Below are 15890 nucleotides of genomic sequence, written 5' to 3'. Positions count from 1 at the left end.
CAATCAGACCCGCGCACGTTCATTGCGCTTCCATTCGGAAATCCCCGCGAGACCCACTCCCACGAAGATACTCAGGGTAAGAGAGATCGCCAGCACCACCATCTTGTTCGGCGAACTGGGCAGGGTTGGAGCCACGGCATCGGCGACGATGCGTAGGTCGGAATGGCTCTGCGGGGCGTAGCGGGTGGTCTCAAGCTGGCTCAGGTATTCCTGATAGGCGCCGTTATAAAATATTTTGTCACGCCGCGCCGCCTGAAGCGCGGACCAGGTCTCGCTCGCGACATAGGCGTTCAGCTGACTGATCTGGTCGCTGACGCTTTCCTGTTCGGCCACTGTGGTTTCAAGCTCCACTTCGATTGCACTGGCGGCGAGGCGAACCTCTTGCCTGAGGCTGGCTTCGAGGGTCTTGATGCTGTCGGTGATGGCAGACACGGATTGCGGCTGGGAGCCGGGCTGCTGCTGAATCCCGGCAAGCCGGTCCCTGGCTTGTGCGAGCTCGGTAAGCAGCTGTCGGCTAGCCTGGCTGTCAAGGGTGATGACCGATGTATCGCCAGTGCGTTCGTAGGCCGCGATCAGCGACAGCTTGGTCTTCAGCGCTGCCGCCTTGGCCTCGAGCATCGAGAGTTGCTGGCGCAGGGCGAAGGTTTGCTGTTCGATCTGCTGTGGGTCGGCGGCCACCCTGCCGGTTCCGCGCAGGAGCGACCGGACATTGCTGTCGGCCTCGGCCGCCTTCTGCCGCGCGCGTGCTGCAAGGGTTTCCAGCTGGGCGATCCGTTGCACCTTTGCCTCTTCGTCGCGGGCTAGTGCCCCGGCCAGGTGGGCGCGCGCAAACGCATTGGCGATATCCGCCGAAAGCGCCGACGAGACCGAGCTAAAACGCAGTTCGATGAGCCGCGTATTCCCCTTGCGAGAGACACTCAGACCCTTCTTGACCTTGCCGATTACCATCGGCATCGGATCAGCGGGTTCGTCAGGACTGGCGCGTCCGGCCCATTGCCTCAGCGTGTCGACCAGCGCCGCAAGGGTGCTGGCCTCAGGTGCGAATTCCGGCAGAGTAGCAAGATCGAGTTCGCGGATCACGGCAGCGGTGGTTTCGTCTGAGCGGATCAGTTCGGCGTTGGTGTCGAGGTCGATCGCCGTTCCCAATTCGGAGCGCAGATCGCCCCCGGTGACGGATCCGAGATAGAGCGAAACACGCGCTGCATACATCGGCGTGGAGAAGACGATAATCGCCAGCGCCAGAAAAATACCGGCAGCGAGGCAGATCAACAGTGTCTTCGCTTGCCGTCGAACCGCCGCCAGAAAGGATGCGATGGTCGGCGGAGTTGCCTGCCATTCGAATTCGAGAGGATCGTCTGGTAAGTCGGAGCCATCCATTGCTTCCCTGCCTTCAGTTTCTTGTTCTCCGTCCCCGCGCACCCTTCGTACCAGCCTGATGAAAGATTCGGCGGTGGGCGCCTCGTAGAGCCAGTAGTTGTCGAGCGGATCTTCGGTTTGTTGTGACCCTTTCATTGCGTTTCTATCCCCTGCTTTCCGGGCTCCACGGCCATGCCGGGGGGCAGGACGTGAAGTTCGACGATATCCCCTGGCATCAGGGCCATCGCAGGCTTGGTCTGAGCCCGGGCGAGCGTCACGCCGTTTCGGGTCACCGTGGCCGTTGGTTTGATCCCGTAAAGCTGCCGTAGCGGGTCTCCGGCACTTGCCGTCAGGGTCGCCAGGTTGGCCTGCCGCTGTTGGGCGCGGGCCACGGCTTCGCCTAGGTCCTTCCAGGCGGTGATGCGCGCATCGCTGTCGATGGCGCTGATTTCAGCTGAGAGCTTCGCCGCCTCGGCGCGGGCTTCTTCCAGGGTGACGTCGATCTGCAACGCCCGGCTCGCCGTGACCAGAGCGGCGCGGCGCACCTCGGAAACGCGCGACATCGGCGCCAGCCCCTTTTCCTGCAGCGCGCGGATGTCTTCGAGATCCTTCTCGTCCATCGCCGCGCCGTTGTCCTCGTTCTGCTTTTGCTCACTCAGGACGCCGATGCGCTTGCGAACCCTTTCGATTTCGTCCTGCAGGTGTTGTTTCTGCGTCTCGATGGCCACGCGGGTTTCTTCGAGGATAGACTGCTCGACGCCGACGATGCTGTCGATCGCGGGGATATGGGCCACAAAGATGCGTTGGTAATCCTGAGGCGTGTCGGTCCCGAGGAAGGTTTTCAGGCGCCATATCCGGGCGTATTCATTGGCCAGCGCGGTCACGGCGGCCGCAATTTCGTCGCTGGAGGCCGGTCGCTGAGTATCGCGTGGCGGTCCGCTGTTTGCCAGCGTCATCACGTGGTGCAGGGTCATGCCGCCGCGGAACGGGATTTCATGCGCGCCACCGGCATCTCCCGAGACATAGATCGGCCGGTAAGAAGCCACAGTGACAAGAACCTGATTGGTTTCGATGATCTGGGGCAACCCGCCACCAGGAGCGACCCGTCGGGTCAGGCTCATCTCGGCATAGGCATCGGCGGTCTTGCGGCGGACGTCGTCAAGCGTTCCCCCGCCTACAGCGATCGGTCCCACCAGCGGGAACCAGGCCGCGCCACTCATTTCGATCGGCACGTCGACATTCAGTTCCGGCGCCCCCACGACAAGCAGGTGCAGCACGTCACCCGGCGCCAGCCGGTAGTCCTCGGCCACGGCCGGGAGAGCCGTCAGCAACAGCGCCATGAGAGAGAGGACGGCTGCAAGCCATGTTCGGGTCTGGGGCCGCGGCCGTGTTTCGGAAGGGCGGTTTGGCGTGGTATTCATCACAGGACCTTCCAGATCACGCGGCGGACGGATTGCACGACCTCGTCAAGAGGCTGGTCGGCGTCGATTTCCGCCACCAGCGTTTCGTCAGGAAAACGAAGGGCGCGGACCACTTTGATCCGGTTTTCGATTTCCTCGGCGCTCATTTCGGGGCGGCGGGACAATGCCACCTCGGGCGAGGCGATGAGCTTGATCACGACGTCAGGTGGGTAAAGCCGGGCGTCAGCATAGGCGCGGGCTTCCCACCGTGCCAGCGCCTGGGCGAGGCGGGAGGACGAGCTTGCAAAGCGGCCAAGCAGGCAGCCATCGTTGAAGCCTTGGAACTGGTCTTGCGGGTAGCGATCGCAGATGACCACCAGACCACGGTTCCGGGCGCGGATCATCCGCCGCAGCTTCGCGCGTTTCTCAAGGCTGAGGCTGAGCGCCCAGGGGATCAGCGCGACGGCCCTGAGACGCCCACGCAAACCGCTGCGGCGCTGGCTTGGCGTGCCGCTCACGGCGCGTCGGTCGACAAGGCGCCGGGCGATCTGCAGTGGCAGTCGCAGCAGCGAACCGGGACCGTCGCCGCTTCCGAAATAGATCGGAACCACGTCGAGTTTCTGTCCAAGCCAGGACACCGTGTCGGCGCGCATCGTCGACTTGCCCGCTCCGTCGGAGCCGAGAAAGGCGACAACGATACCGCCCCGTGGCGATGTGCGGCGCAGCGGGATCGCCCAGTGAAACCGCCTGCGGCTTAATCCGCCGAGAAGCCAGAAGACCTCCCGCACCTTCATGAACAGCGCTGCCGAGATGGCGCCGTAGGTCCGATGCGGGCGCAGTGCGGCGCGCACCGCCTTGGCAAAGGCCGCACGGTCGGAGTGTCGAGCACCGTCTGTGAGGATACGGCGCAGCGGCGCTTCGGTCTTCGGTCCGATCATACCGGTCGCGAGCGAGACAACCGCATCGGCTTCAGCGCGCTCGACCAGCCAGGCGAACTCGCGTTCGAAATCATCGTTCCCGCCTTTGACACGGATCCATGCGGCAACGGTTGTTCTGATCCGGCGCTTGAGGGCGTCGCGGACGAGAAGCAGCAAAAGCTCCAGTTCGGGGGCGGTGACATAGGCGCCGTGAGTGGGGTCAAACCTGCGCGTCGCGAGGGCCTGCGCTTCCCAAGGCAGGCGGTAGCCCTTGAGGTGCTTCTGACCAAGCGTGAGGCGGTGATGCAGGTGAAGGTGAACCAGCGTTCCGGTCGCGTCGTCAACGGCGAGATAATCCTCGACCGCCGGATAGGCGGTAAGCGCGGTCGCCTGGAACCGGCGGAAACCGCTTTCGCCGAGGGTGCGCTGCAAATCGTCGCCGCGCCACGGTTCCACCAGAACGTCCAAATCCGTAAGGCCCCGCATCCCGGCATCGAGGTGTTCATTGCTTTTCCAGTGGCAGTACTGCAGGTCGGCAGCATGCAGGCGGTCAAGAAGCCGCTGCACTACCGCCAGGCCGATTTCGGGTGTCGGCGCGCCGTTCCAGTTCGAGCGTTGCAGCAAGTTTTCACGATCATCTTTCATCACGATACCCGCCTTTGAAGCAGTGCGATGCCGCGCCGCATGCGCATGGGGCCGACATTGGCGAGGGCGAGCAGCAGGCGCTCTCGATCCGGCCCGAGAAAGAGCTGCGGGCGCATCCAGATCAGAAGCGGTACCAGCAGCGCGGCAACCAAGACCGTGCCGCCGACGACCGGAACTGATCCCGCGCCGGTGCCCCGCAGGCCGGTTGCGATGGTGAAGCTGCTCCCGCCGAGGATCAACGCGAGAAGCGCGCCAGGCAGATGCGCCTGGCCGAAGGTTCGCCAGCTCATGGCGGACAGGCGCAGGCTAAGCTGCGCCATCATCAGGAAATTGAGGGCGAGGGCGCATAGGACACCGATCGCCACGCCGATCAGCCCCCACTGCTGCCCGGACAGCGCACCGACAAAGACCGCCATGGCGAACACACCCTGGCGCCAGGCGCGGGCATATACGGCGCCGGTGGCGCGCACGATGGAGTCGCTGATCTTGGAACTGGTGCGGAACAGCATCCCGAGGGCAAGGAAGCGCAGCGGCACCGCCGCGCTCGCCCAGTTCGGCCCCAGCAGGATGTGCACGATTTCGGGGGCGAGGATGGCAATGACGACACCCGCAGGCAGCATCACCGTCGCACAGGCGAAAATACCGCCACGGTAGGCTCGGGCCAGACGTTCGGGCTGGCTCTGGACGCTGGCCATGGTCGGGAACAGCACCCGGTCGAGAGCCTGCCCCACCAAGATCGCGGGCGCGGCCATAAGTTGATAGGCATGGCCGTAGAGCCCAAGAGCCACCGGTCCAAGCCAGCGCCCGACGACCATGTTGTCGGCTTGGGACGCGACGTAGTTGCAGAATTTGGCGATGGTGAAGCCCGTGCCGAAATAGAGAAGCTCGCCAACCGCACGCGTTTCAAGCATGAGCCGGTTTTCATGCGGCTGGCCGACAAGCAGTATCAGCGTCCGGACGATATTCTGCGTCAGGTACGCACCGACCAGCGCATAGACCCCAAAGTCCATCAGCGTGAGTATCGGCGCCACCACGATGAAGCCGATCCCGAAAGCCCCCGCCTCGATCAGTGCGAGCCAGCGAAAGCGGAAAGTGCGAAGGGCAAGCGCCTCAGCCACCGTCGCGATGCCGCGCAGCGGGAAGCCGAGGGCCATGATCCGCACCACCCCCGCCAGTTCGGGCATCTGGAAGAATCTGGCGATCGCATCCGCCAGAAGATAGGCCACCAGCCCCACGACCAGCCCCATCGCCACCGACAGCGTGAACCCTGTGCGGATATGTCGGGGCTCAAGCGCGGGGCGCTGAACGATGGCTGGACTGACCCCGAGTTCGGAAATGATCGCGCAAAAGCCACCGACGACCATCGCCGCCGCGAAGAGGCCGAACTGTTCCGGCGCCAGCAGCCGCGCCAGGAAAATGATCGCGATCACCTGCAGCAGTGCCCGCGCGCCGACCGCCAGCGAGGTCCAGCCAAAGCCGGAAATCGTCGTTTCGGTGAGTTTTCGTCCGCCCGTCATCGCGTCACGCTCCGAAAACACGGGGGATTTCGGCTTTGGTGCCAGTCACCCTTTGGCCAGTCACCGGTTGCTCCGTCACCCGCTGGCCTGTCATGCAATGGCCCAATCGTTGTGCAGGTTGATTTCAAACAGGCGCCCGTCCGGTTCCTGGTCGTAGCCGTAATCGACGGCATAAAGCGACATCTTGTCCCCGTCATTCGGGTCGCTGCTCGGCGCGAGTTCGAGCCCCTTCAGCTTTGGCTTGCCGCCAGTGATCGGGCTTCTGTAATCGTTCAGCGGATCGGTCGAGGCGAGAATGTTGCACTCGCGATCAACTTCAAAGATGGTGCCGCGCGTGCTGCCGCTTGAGATATAAAAGACATCCTGCGCGGCATCGTAGGCCAAACCTTCGGTATCTTCGATTTCGCTGGGCAGAACGGTCCGTTCGATCAAGTCGCCGGTTGCGGACAGTTCGACAAGTTCCCGGTTCGCCCCGTTGAGCAAAAAGATGTGGCCCGTTGCAGGATCGATCACCGGATCTTCGGCGTCTTGGATGTCGAGCGCGCCCACGTCGATTTGACCGAGCAGGACCGTTGGGTCGTTTGGATCGGTGATAAAGATTTTGTTGGCGTCGTCGTCGGTGATGTAAAGAAGGCTGTTGAACGGATTATAGGCCACTCCCGTCGGCTCATCGGTGTAGCTGATCAGGGAGAAGGCGTCGACATATGTCCCGTCCAGCCGCGTCGCGAAGAGGTTCACGGAGCTGAAATACGGGCTTTCGTTATGCTCGGAATCCACGATAAACAGCAGGTCGAGCTCGGGCACATAGGCAATGCCCGAAGGATCGCCCGATCCGTAACCCGAGGGATCGTCTGGGAAATAGTCGGTCGTGTTATGGATCGCGACGACTTCGGGGGAAAGGGGCTGCACAACGGCGTCGTTGTCGATCACCGCAACCGAAACGCTGGACGTCCTGCCATCATAGTCGGTGTCGGGGCTTGAGGTTGTCAGGATCAGGGTGAAATTCTCTGTTCCTTCGGTAATCGTGTCGTCGATCGCGCTGAGCAGGATCGTTTGCGGTGTCTGCCAGTTTTCGGAGGTGAAGGTCAGGGTTTGGGGCGTGAACCCGATATCGTCGGGACCCGAGGTCGAGACTGTGATCGTCACGTCCGCAGTTGGCGCAGTTTCCAGCGAAACCGACAGGCTGTCTCCTTCTCCGTCCTCGGTGACGATCGTCGATCCGTCGCTTTCGGTGACCGTGATGCCCGGCACCGGATCGGTCGGGATAGAGTAGGTCACCGACAGGATCGGGGCGGTGCCGCTCTCGGATGATCCGAAGCGCAAACCGTTGTCGCCGCCGACAGTCATCAGCCAGCCATTGTTGGCCAACCCATCAGACCACGCTTGCAGACTCTGCGTCACATCAATCAGCTCAGTCCCCTTATTGAGACGGCTGAGCACAACATCGGGGGAGGAAAATGCCTCCACGTCATCCGTCTGAATGCCGTTGCCGAAACCGTTCCAGGTTATGTCCGCCTGGCTGGTCCAATCCCCCGCCATGAGGTGGAATGCCACCGAATCCCTGGTGCCGTTGGACAGCACAAGCGTCAGGGTCGCCGAGGTGATCGTCGCGCCAAGTGGAATCTGCCCCGGCCCGTTTCCGAAGATCTCCGAGAACCGGATGAGCCCCTGCATCTCGCCGCCTGCCTTGTCGGCGCCATCGACATAGACAACGGGCTTGGTGTCATAGCTTCTGTCCGCGCGGCTTTCCCGGATGTAGGTGTCGATCGTCCCCAGATATCCCCCGACATTCTGCTGGAAGCTGGTTGTGACCTCTGCGGCATTCTCAGCCGCAGGAACATAAGCCGCGGCGGCTTGCTCGATCATCGTATAGGTTGGGGCAACGTCATCCTCATGCAATTGGACGCTCCGGTCGGTGCTGCCATTGCTGCCGAACAGCCAGCCGAAACTCTCAATGCCATAAGACCAGCTTTGCAGGCTCCGCATCACCTCAATGACACCGGTGCCGGAGAAAAGACCGCCGGAGGAGCGGTGCGCGCTGCTGTTATCCGTCAGACTGCAAACGCCGGTGGTGTCCCAGTTCCAGTTTGCCAGGCCGGTCCAAATAGAGGAAATTATCGGTCCGAACGGGATTTGGTCTTCACCGTCCCCGAATGCATTCGAGAAGTTGACGAAGCCCAGTGTTTCGCCCGGAGAATTGTGGAAACCGTCGACGTAGACATCGGGGGTGGAATCATAACGGTCATCCGACGCATTTTTCCAAATAAAGGCGTCTATCGGGTCATCAAAGTCATATAGATATTTCTGATTTGCAGTTGTCGACATTTTTTCACCTATTTAACAAGCAACATTTCTCCGAACCCAAAGGCAAAAGTAAAAGGCTATACAATTGCCATGTTTCCGAGAATCTGAGAAGGATTTTGCATCAGGGCGCTTTTCGAGAACCCGATGACTGGGTTTTTTTTGGTCAAAGGATGAGGAATTGTGCGTCGTGTTGCGCCGATTATTGTTATGCATGCAGCCCCCTTTCTTTCATGCGCCGACGTGGCACCCGTCGGGTCCCGTCTGCCAGGAGCTGCGTCACGATCTGGTGCGCTGTCTCGTCTGGCCTTGCGGTGCCGTCGACGGTGATGATCCGGGGCGCGATGCCGCGCGCGTGGCCGACTGCCGTTAGGGTGTTGAGAATAGACCGGCGCAGGAATTCCGCTCTCTCCCACGTGCGTTCGGCGTCGGTGGCGTCTCGGACTTGCAGCCGCGAATGCTTGGAGTGCCGGGCCGCAAGGCGGTCGGCGCAAATCGTTGCCGGGGTTGCGACCGATACGTAGATGCGGCTGTCGGTGACCGCACCAGATAACCCGTCACCCATCAGCGACTGGGTGTCGCCATTCAGGGCGCGCAGTTGGACCGACCAGAGCGCTTGCAGCAACCCCTGGTCGAGGATCGCGCTCATGCCGTGGCGTTCGAGCCGGGCATAGAACGCCATGACCGTGGCAACAGTGGAGACGGCGCGGAGCTTGTCTCGCAAATGCGGCTGCTGGATCGCCAGAGTCTGTCTTACTGCGTTGCGGCTGCCGCCGTCATGGCCAAGGTTGGATAGTATCAAACGCAGCTTCGCGGTCGCCCGGGTTGTTTTGCCTGCTTCGTCCCTGAAGAAGTCTGGTGCGAATATCAGGTCAGGGTGTCTGCGTGCCAGCGCCGCGTGAACTTCGCGCGCAACAGTCGTCTTTCCCGACCCGGGCAGGCCGAAAAACTCGATCTTCAGTCCACGCATCAGCCCGTGTCCCGGCGCGGTGGCAATCCTTGATCGCTGCGAGTGAGGCAACTGGTTCATGCCGGGGCCTCCCTGAGCAGGCTGCGCGGCAGCAGCTCTTCGTAAATTTCAAGCGTCCGCCTCGCCATGAAATCCGCGTCCCATCGGTCCAGCGGCGTGGCGCGGGCTTCGGCAGCCATCGCCGCCCGCCGCTCGGGAGACGAGACAAGCTGTCCGAGCCTTTCACGGAAACCCTCCCAGTCTTCCTGGGGGACAATGAAACCGTTCACGCCATGGGTAATGATCTCTTCGATGCCGGGCAGATCGAACAGGACAACCGGCCGCCCCACTGTCAGGGTTTGCAGCACCGTTCGCGGCAATCCTTCGCGCTCGGCGGTGTGGATGCAGATATCGGCCATGGCGATGATCCGTTCGGGATCGGTGCGGTATCCAAGCAGCGTGACCTGGTTTTCAAGGTCGAGTTCCCTGATCGTGTCCTCAATCGCTGACCAAAGATGCCCATCCCCTGCAAAGACGAGGTGCAGCTCCGGTAACTGTTTGAGAAAAATCGCGATTTCCCGCAGGAGTTCGAGGTGCCGTTTGCGCGGTTCAAGCACGGCGAGCATGGCGATAACGACCGGGCGAGGGGCGTCTGAGCCGAGCCCGAGAAGATCGCGCCAGCCCTCTGGTGGCACGGCCTGCCGAAACCGCGAGAGCTCGAATCCGGAGGGAACTACAAAGTGCTGTCGGCTTGCGCCGACTTTGTGGTCTTGGCAGGCGCGCCGCATCCCCTCGCTGACATGGATGAAGCCATCGGTCATCCGCGCCGTGGCCCGTTCGAGCCCGAGATAGACGGCCTTTTGGGCTGGTCCGACGCCGAGAAATGGCAGGATATGGACGCCATGCACGACAAGCGGAACACGGGCCGATGCTGCGGCGAACCGGCCGATGATGCCGGCCTTTGACTGATGCGTATGCACCACGTCGGGCTGGATTTCCCTCAGCAGACGACGGATTTCGAGGAAAGCGGCCGGGTCCTGAACCGGGCTGAGGTTTCGTACCAGGTTGGGCACCGCTACAAGCTCTGCTCCCGGGGCAAGCGCCCGTGCGAATTCGGGCAGGACGTCACGGCCATGCATAAGGATCACCTCATGCCCGGCCGCGACATGGCGGGCGGCTGTCAGCAGCGTGTTCTCCTCGGATCCGGCGCGAAGAAGGCGGGTAAGGATATGGACGATCTTCATTCCACCGCCCCGCTCTTGTGTGTCTTAAGCGTTTTCAAGGTCAGGCCCCCGTCATCCGGAGAGCCGCCGGCAAGGTCATGAACAGGATCCTGAGATCCTCAAGAAGCGACAGGTTTTTAGAATAGAGATGGTCGAGTTCGACCCGTTCTTCGTAGCTGATATCGTTCCGACCCGAAATCTGCCACAAGCCAGTCATGCCGGGACGTACGCTCATGTAGCTGTCGATGACATGCCGGTAGAGCGGCAGTTCATCCTTGGTCACCGGGCGTGGCCCGACGAGGCTCATATCCCCGCGGATTACGTTCCAGATCTGCGGCAGCTCGTCGAGGCTCGTCTTCCGCAATATCCGCCCCAGGCGCGTGATCCGCGGGTCTTTGCGCAGTTTGAAATCCCTGTTCCATTCGGCTGCTGCCGCCGGATCTTCGCGCAAAAGCTTCTTGAGGCGGGCCTCCGAGTCGGCGACCATTGTGCGGATTTTAAAGCAGGGGAAGGCGCGGCCATTCCTGCCGACGCGGCGGTGTGAGTAGATCGGCTTGCTTCCGTCGATGGCGACGAAGGCCGCCAGAATCAGGATGAGGGGCAGAGCTAGTGGCAGGAGTAGGAAAGCGCCGACGATGTCGAAGCACCTTTTGCCCCACAGCGCATAGAGATGGGTCGGCGTCGTTCGACCGAGTTTTCCGATAGGATTGGTGCCTACGGCGGGGGCATAACTCGTATTCGAATAGCTGAAATAGTTCTTGTCTTTGGGTACGCGAAACATAATACATCTCCCCTTGGCGAGGAATTGTACTTCCAACGCCAACTAAAAGCGTTCAACGCCAAATAAAGGCGTTCCCGCGCTACGCGAAGTGTCGCATGCATTTTAGATTTGGAGTGATTGCAGTCGGATCCGAAGATTGATCCGTAATCTCTTCTTGTACTTTTTAATTCACCGTAAACGCTCGGCAAAAGAAGGGCCGAGATAGTTTCTTCGATTTACGGGATTGCGCCTGTATTATTATTATACGGAAAGGCTCAAGCAAATTAGTGAGCCCCGCAATCCTCCGTAGAATTAGTCACAGTTTCTAAACGGTGACAGACTTCCCAGAATGAGTCAATCATTTAGTCATAAATTTGACACATATCTGACATATTCCTGTCGCAATCTATTTGAGTGGGGTGTCCGGGTAAGGATATGTGGGTGCAAACCGAAGCATAGACGTGCGCAAGGAGTGTCAAGGGGGAGACATCGTGATCGGTGCGTGTCGAGCGTCCCGCTGACAACCACTGATTGAGCCGATTGGACGGGGTTCAGGATGCATTGAGTTGCAGAAGTATGTGACGGTTGCGGCCAGGGCGATTGGCGAGAAAAAGACATTCGGGCAACGGTCATAGTTATTTGTGACGCGCCGCCAGTCCTTCAGTCTTCCGAACATGATCTCTATGTGGTTGCGCTGTTTGTCGCGGTGCTCTTCGTATCTTGCTGTAGTCTGTTGTTGCTTCCTGCCTGGGGGGCAGGTGCGGATCCCGTTATCTTGCAACGCTTCTCTGAAACAATCGGCGTTGTGCCCGCGATCACCAAGACGCCAATCCAAATTTGATGAGCCCGGCACGCTGTCACGAACAGGTTCAGTGGGCGTCCTTTGCTGTCGCAAACTGCGTGCAGTTTCGTGTTCGTGTCGCCCTTGGTGCGTCTGATCAGGCGGCCACGCCTCTTGTTGTTTCGACGCCTAGATATCCGCTTTGAACCAATCTGAGGCTTATCCATGACATTGATCCAGAGGAACAGCCATAAAGGCGACAATTTAGTCTGGCCGTGTGTGAGCGGCGGCAAGGAGCGGAAAGCGGTCAGTGCTCAGATGGGCAGGAAACGCATGGCGCCTTGTTTGCAGAAATTCCGTAAGGCGCAATGCCAATAGGATGATTCTCAGATCGAAGCTTCGACGTGCTGCCAGATCGTCGGCTACGTTTGATGATCACGTTTTGTTGATCGAATTGATCCGCTCACCGAGAGTGGCCGTAACCAAGGGTGCATAACCAAAGCGGACACGTTTTGCCGAAACTGCTTATCTCGTGGCACAATCACCGCAATGGCTACCGCCTTGACCGAAGTCGCCCAAGAGTGCTCGGAGCCGAGGGGGCGTGGCCTTGCAGACTGCGAGTGTCACCACCGCCGACATCAGGACTGGAAAGGCGTCATAAGCGAGATCGAAGAGGCGCTCCCGCCGAAGTTAGCGATAACGAGCTCTAGGGCTGACAGGAGGCATGCTGGCCTTCTGTGCGTCTGAGTAAATGGGAGAGAGAGACCATGACCACCATTGCAGGAATCGCATCAAGCGATACGACCTTCAGCATTCTTGTCTCAGTGATCGAGTTCATCGATGCTGAGAAAGGGACTGCCTATATCGACACCCTCAACAACGCGGCTGCAGACCTCACCGTGTTCGCGCCGACGAATGCGGCCTTTGGTCAACTGGCCACAGATCTTGGCTTCGCAGGGGATGCGGCCGACACCCTCGCGGTGACTGAATTCCTTACCACGCTGGGTGCGGACACGCTTGAGGCCGTGGTGACCTACCATGTTTCGGTTGGGACACAGTCCTCCGGTGATATTGCAGCGGCCGGATCCGTGACGACGTTGCAGGGCGGCATTATCGATGCCTCCGAATTGCCGACGCTGGGCGACAACGAACCGGATCTGATTGATCCCTCGCTGATTGCGACGGACATCATGGCGGACAATGGCGTGGTGCATGTGATCGACAGGGTGCTCTTGCCTATTGATTTGCCCGACAATGATGCCCCGACCGTTACCGGTCTCGTGCTCGAAACGAGTGGTGCGGAGGGCTTTGACGGCAACGGCGCAGACTTCGACATTCTGCGCGATTCCGTGATTGCCGCCGATCTTGCAGGGGTTCTGGACGATGACACACAGGATTTCACAGTGTTCGCGCCGACCGACTCGGCGTTTGTCGGTCTGTCCCAGACCCTCGGGTATGAGGGAAGTGACGAAGCAGGCGCTTTCGGCCATTTGGTCGATGCGTTGCGCCTGCTGAACGAAGGCAATGACCCCATCGAGCTGTTGTCCACCGTTCTGACCTACCACGTAGCGGGCCAGAGCCTGCAAGCTAGCCAGGTGATTGCCACTGGAGAGGTGGAGACGCTGCAAGGCGGGACACTTACGCTCGACGGCCTCAGTCTTGTCGATGCCGATCCGGATCTTTCGAACCCCAACCTGATCGCGACCGATCTTCAGGCTTCTAACGGTGTCGTTCACGTCCTAGACGGCGTTCTTCTGCCTGTCGACCTGTTGCCAACTGATGGGGCGAACGACGTTGACTTCGTGATTGCTGATGATGGACGCGATTTTTTGCGCACGGGGCGGGACAATGACCTGATCGATGCGAAGGGCGGCAAGGACTTGGTTTTTGCCGGGGCGGGTGACGATCTAGTGTTGGCGGGTGCGCAGCGCGATAAGGTTTTCGGTGGCAGAGGCAACGATACGTTGAAGGGCGAAGCTGGCAGCGACTTCATAAAGGGCGGCCGGGGGAATGACCTGATCGACGGAGGAAAGGGCAATGATTATCTCTTTGGCGGCCGGGGAGCGGACACCTTCGTCTTCGCGGAGGACGACGGTCACGACCTGATTGTTGGTTTCCGCTCAGGCAAGGACAAGATCGACCTCAGCGCGTATGGCTTCGAAAGCTTCGATGAAATCGAAGGTGCCATCAGCGAGCGGGGTTTCCGTACCGAGATTGACCTCGATGACACGGAGATTACGCTCCTCGGCCTTCGCGGGCATTCGCTGGACGAAGGCGATTTTATACTCTGACAGGGCAAGACACCCATGGTCCCCGGCCGGATGCCTATCCGGGCGGGGGATGTAGCGGTTCTGGATGTCCGGGCTGTTCAGCGGCTTTGTTGATGGCATGGATGCCGCCTCACGGCGGCATCACAATGTGCCAAGTTGATATTGGCGAAAGACATCGCGGAAGGAGAGACCTTCCTGGGCCATGGTACAGAACAGCGCGACCGGTGCTGTCTGAAACCGCCACCTTGGAAGAGAAGCTTGCCCATCAAGCTGCTCCAGAGGTGGAATTCGACGAAATGTTCAAACCTTCCATGGATTTATTGGCAAGCCTTTGGAAGATTTTGGAAAAAGGTTTTTGCGAACTCAAGAGAATGGCATTGCGAATGGCCTTTACAGACCCCATCAGTGTATCACGCGAAATCGGACTTCGAACTGCATAACCACCATGCCGTTCAAGAAGTTACGTTTTCTGTCTACCTCCGAAAGTCAAATGGTGCGGGCGGTGGGACTCGAACCCACACGGGCATACGCCCTTCAGATTTTAAGTCTGATATGTCTACCATTCCATCACGCCCGCATCCGGCGCCGAGTGTGAAGCGGGCTTTGGGGCCTGAACAGAGCGACCCCCAGACCAACCTCAAACAGCGCGTTTCAACACCATGTTTCGTATGCAGATTTTCACGCATGTACAAGCGTTTTTGGGACCGCATTGCGCACGGAAGTGCGCCGGAACGCGGCATCGATCTGTTTTTATGCGCGCATTCCCGGCACCGCACTGGCTGCGCCCGGTGCAGTGGCCGAAGGTCTCATCGTCAGTGTGGACGTGGCGCCCTATAACAGGGCAGACTACGCTGGGAGTGGCTGTAAAACGCTGCCCGGATAAACCTGCCACAAAGAGCCAGATCGGTTGAGATGACCCAATCCGCAGCCACGTCCGATGAACTTGCCAGCGCGATCCGGTCCATCGGAACGCCGGATTTCCTGCCCGCGTTGTTGGATTTCATGCGCACAGCAACGCCGTTTCGCGGGGCCTTTGTCAGTCGGCTCAGCCCCAGCAGGCTGCCCGAGCATATTTATGACAATGTGCGGCAGGAGCGGCGCTCGATCGTGGTGGACCGCTGGCTGGACCGGGCCTGGCTGCTGGATCCCTTTGTGGTGAGTTATATCAGCGGCAAGTTTGATCCGGTCATGGTGCTGGATCAGGTGGCGCCGGATCGGTTTTCCCAGACCGATTATTTCAGCATCTATTACCGGTCCGTGCGGCTGAAGGACGAGATGGCGGTGTTTGTCACCCTGCCGGAGAGCACCCTGTTCCTCTCCCTCGGGCGGCTGACGGGGGAGATGCGGTTTTCCAAGCGGGATCTGGCACGGCTGCGCAATATACATCCGGTGATCTCCGCCTTGTGCGAGCAGCATTTTCACCGGCGTCCGCAGAGCAGCGGCGAGGCGGCGGGCGGCAGCGTCAGCCTTGAGAGCATGATCGAGCAGGTCTGCGAAGGATTGACCTGCCGCGAAATTGAGATCGTACAGCATCTGCTGCGCGGGCATTCCAGCCAGTCGATTGCGTTGCTGCTGGATCTGTCACCCGCAACGGTGAAGGTGCACCGCAAGAACATCTACCGAAAATTGGGGATTTCCTCGCAATCGGCGTTGTTTTCGATCTTTCTGCAATCGGTGACCTGATGTGTTCCTACCCCTTTGGGGGTAGGGCCGACACCCCCTCCTAGAGGTATTTCCCCATTGCATTTGGGGCTTTAGTCTGACCGGACAG

The 15890-nt window shown here is 60.1% G+C and carries 11 protein-coding genes, 1 tRNA gene and 1 pseudogene; 3 read left to right on the top strand and 10 right to left on the bottom strand.

The window, feature by feature from the left end:
* Positions 1–3: 3 nt before the first annotated feature.
* The 9 genes and pseudogenes from JL2886_RS05975 to JL2886_RS19180 form a co-directional block, all read right to left on the bottom strand.
* Positions 4–1512, bottom strand: a complete 1509-nt coding sequence (locus JL2886_RS05975) for a GumC family protein (protein ID WP_065271171.1) — start codon at positions 1510–1512, stop codon at positions 4–6.
* Positions 1509–2696 carry a polysaccharide biosynthesis/export family protein gene (locus JL2886_RS05970; RefSeq protein ID WP_065271170.1) on the bottom strand — a complete coding sequence of 396 codons (1188 nt, stop codon included), beginning with the start codon at positions 2694–2696 and terminating at the stop codon, positions 1509–1511. Before JL2886_RS05970 ends, JL2886_RS05975 begins: the two co-directional genes overlap by 4 nt.
* An 80-nt stretch (positions 2697–2776) precedes the next feature.
* The gene (locus tag JL2886_RS05965) at positions 2777–4321 is read right to left on the bottom strand and encodes a hypothetical protein (RefSeq protein WP_133245372.1); all 1545 of its coding nucleotides are present in this window, start codon (positions 4319–4321) and stop codon (positions 2777–2779) included.
* Positions 4318–5835, bottom strand: coding sequence for a lipopolysaccharide biosynthesis protein (locus tag JL2886_RS05960; protein ID WP_065271168.1), 1518 nt, complete (start codon positions 5833–5835; stop codon positions 4318–4320). Before JL2886_RS05960 ends, JL2886_RS05965 begins: the two co-directional genes overlap by 4 nt.
* 90 nt (positions 5836–5925) lie before the next feature.
* Entirely contained in the window at positions 5926–8160 is a 2235-nt protein-coding gene (locus tag JL2886_RS05955; protein ID WP_065271167.1) for a DNRLRE domain-containing protein, read from the bottom strand.
* A 184-nt stretch (positions 8161–8344) separates the two neighbouring features.
* Positions 8345–9166, bottom strand: coding sequence for an AAA family ATPase (locus JL2886_RS05950; protein ID WP_082996015.1), 822 nt, complete (start codon positions 9164–9166; stop codon positions 8345–8347).
* Positions 9163–10329, bottom strand: a complete 1167-nt coding sequence (locus JL2886_RS05945) for a glycosyltransferase (RefSeq protein ID WP_065271165.1) — start codon at positions 10327–10329, stop codon at positions 9163–9165. Before JL2886_RS05945 ends, JL2886_RS05950 begins: the two co-directional genes overlap by 4 nt.
* A 40-nt stretch (positions 10330–10369) precedes the next feature.
* Entirely contained in the window at positions 10370–11089 is a 720-nt protein-coding gene (locus JL2886_RS05940; RefSeq protein ID WP_065271164.1) for a sugar transferase, read from the bottom strand.
* 550 nt (positions 11090–11639) lie between these two features.
* Positions 11640–12019, bottom strand: a pseudogene (locus JL2886_RS19180) (transposase); the annotation flags it as partial.
* A 597-nt stretch (positions 12020–12616) separates the two neighbouring features.
* Between JL2886_RS19180 and JL2886_RS05930 the strand changes: the two are divergent.
* Together JL2886_RS05930 and JL2886_RS19410 are read left to right on the top strand one after the other, a co-directional pair.
* Positions 12617–14140 carry a fasciclin domain-containing protein gene (locus JL2886_RS05930; RefSeq protein WP_065271162.1) on the top strand — a complete coding sequence of 508 codons (1524 nt, stop codon included), beginning with the start codon at positions 12617–12619 and terminating at the stop codon, positions 14138–14140.
* Positions 14141–14232: 92 nt separating this feature from the next.
* Entirely contained in the window at positions 14233–14559 is a 327-nt protein-coding gene (locus tag JL2886_RS19410; protein ID WP_133245373.1) for a hypothetical protein, read from the top strand.
* Between the two features lie 51 nt (positions 14560–14610).
* Here the strand turns inward: JL2886_RS19410 and JL2886_RS05925 are convergent.
* Positions 14611–14696: transfer RNA gene (locus tag JL2886_RS05925), tRNA-Leu, on the bottom strand.
* 335 nt (positions 14697–15031) lie between these two features.
* On the opposite strand from JL2886_RS05925, the gene JL2886_RS05920 reads away from it, so the two are divergent.
* On the top strand, positions 15032–15802 hold the full coding sequence (locus JL2886_RS05920; RefSeq protein ID WP_065271161.1) for a helix-turn-helix transcriptional regulator: 771 nt from the start codon (positions 15032–15034) through the stop codon (positions 15800–15802).
* The last annotated feature ends 88 nt before the right edge of the window (positions 15803–15890 follow it).

It is taken from the genome of Phaeobacter gallaeciensis (assembly GCF_001678945.1).
Taxonomy (GTDB): Bacteria; Pseudomonadota; Alphaproteobacteria; order Rhodobacterales; family Rhodobacteraceae; genus Phycobacter; species Phycobacter gallaeciensis_A.
Note: the sequence above shows the minus strand (reverse complement) of the source record. Positions and strands in the feature narration are given on the sequence as shown.

What these genes read in the sequence shown, in the direction of transcription:
- JL2886_RS05960 (WP_065271168.1), bottom strand. Translation starts at nt 5,835, where the DNA reads ATGACGGGCGGACGAAAACTCACCGAAACGACGATTTCCGGCTTTGGC.
- JL2886_RS05920 (WP_065271161.1), top strand. Translation starts at nt 15,032, where the DNA reads ATGACCCAATCCGCAGCCACGTCCGATGAACTTGCCAGCGCGATCCGG.
- JL2886_RS05940 (WP_065271164.1), bottom strand. Translation starts at nt 11,089, where the DNA reads ATGTTTCGCGTACCCAAAGACAAGAACTATTTCAGCTATTCGAATACG.
- JL2886_RS05930 (WP_065271162.1), top strand. Translation starts at nt 12,617, where the DNA reads ATGACCACCATTGCAGGAATCGCATCAAGCGATACGACCTTCAGCATT.
- JL2886_RS05970 (WP_065271170.1), bottom strand. Translation starts at nt 2,696, where the DNA reads ATGGCGCTGTTGCTGACGGCTCTCCCGGCCGTGGCCGAGGACTACCGG.
- JL2886_RS05975 (WP_065271171.1), bottom strand. Translation starts at nt 1,512, where the DNA reads ATGAAAGGGTCACAACAAACCGAAGATCCGCTCGACAACTACTGGCTC.
- JL2886_RS19410 (WP_133245373.1), top strand. Translation starts at nt 14,233, where the DNA reads ATGGCATGGATGCCGCCTCACGGCGGCATCACAATGTGCCAAGTTGAT.
- JL2886_RS05945 (WP_065271165.1), bottom strand. Translation starts at nt 10,329, where the DNA reads ATGAAGATCGTCCATATCCTTACCCGCCTTCTTCGCGCCGGATCCGAG.
- JL2886_RS05950 (WP_082996015.1), bottom strand. Translation starts at nt 9,166, where the DNA reads ATGAACCAGTTGCCTCACTCGCAGCGATCAAGGATTGCCACCGCGCCG.
- JL2886_RS05955 (WP_065271167.1), bottom strand. Translation starts at nt 8,160, where the DNA reads ATGTCGACAACTGCAAATCAGAAATATCTATATGACTTTGATGACCCG.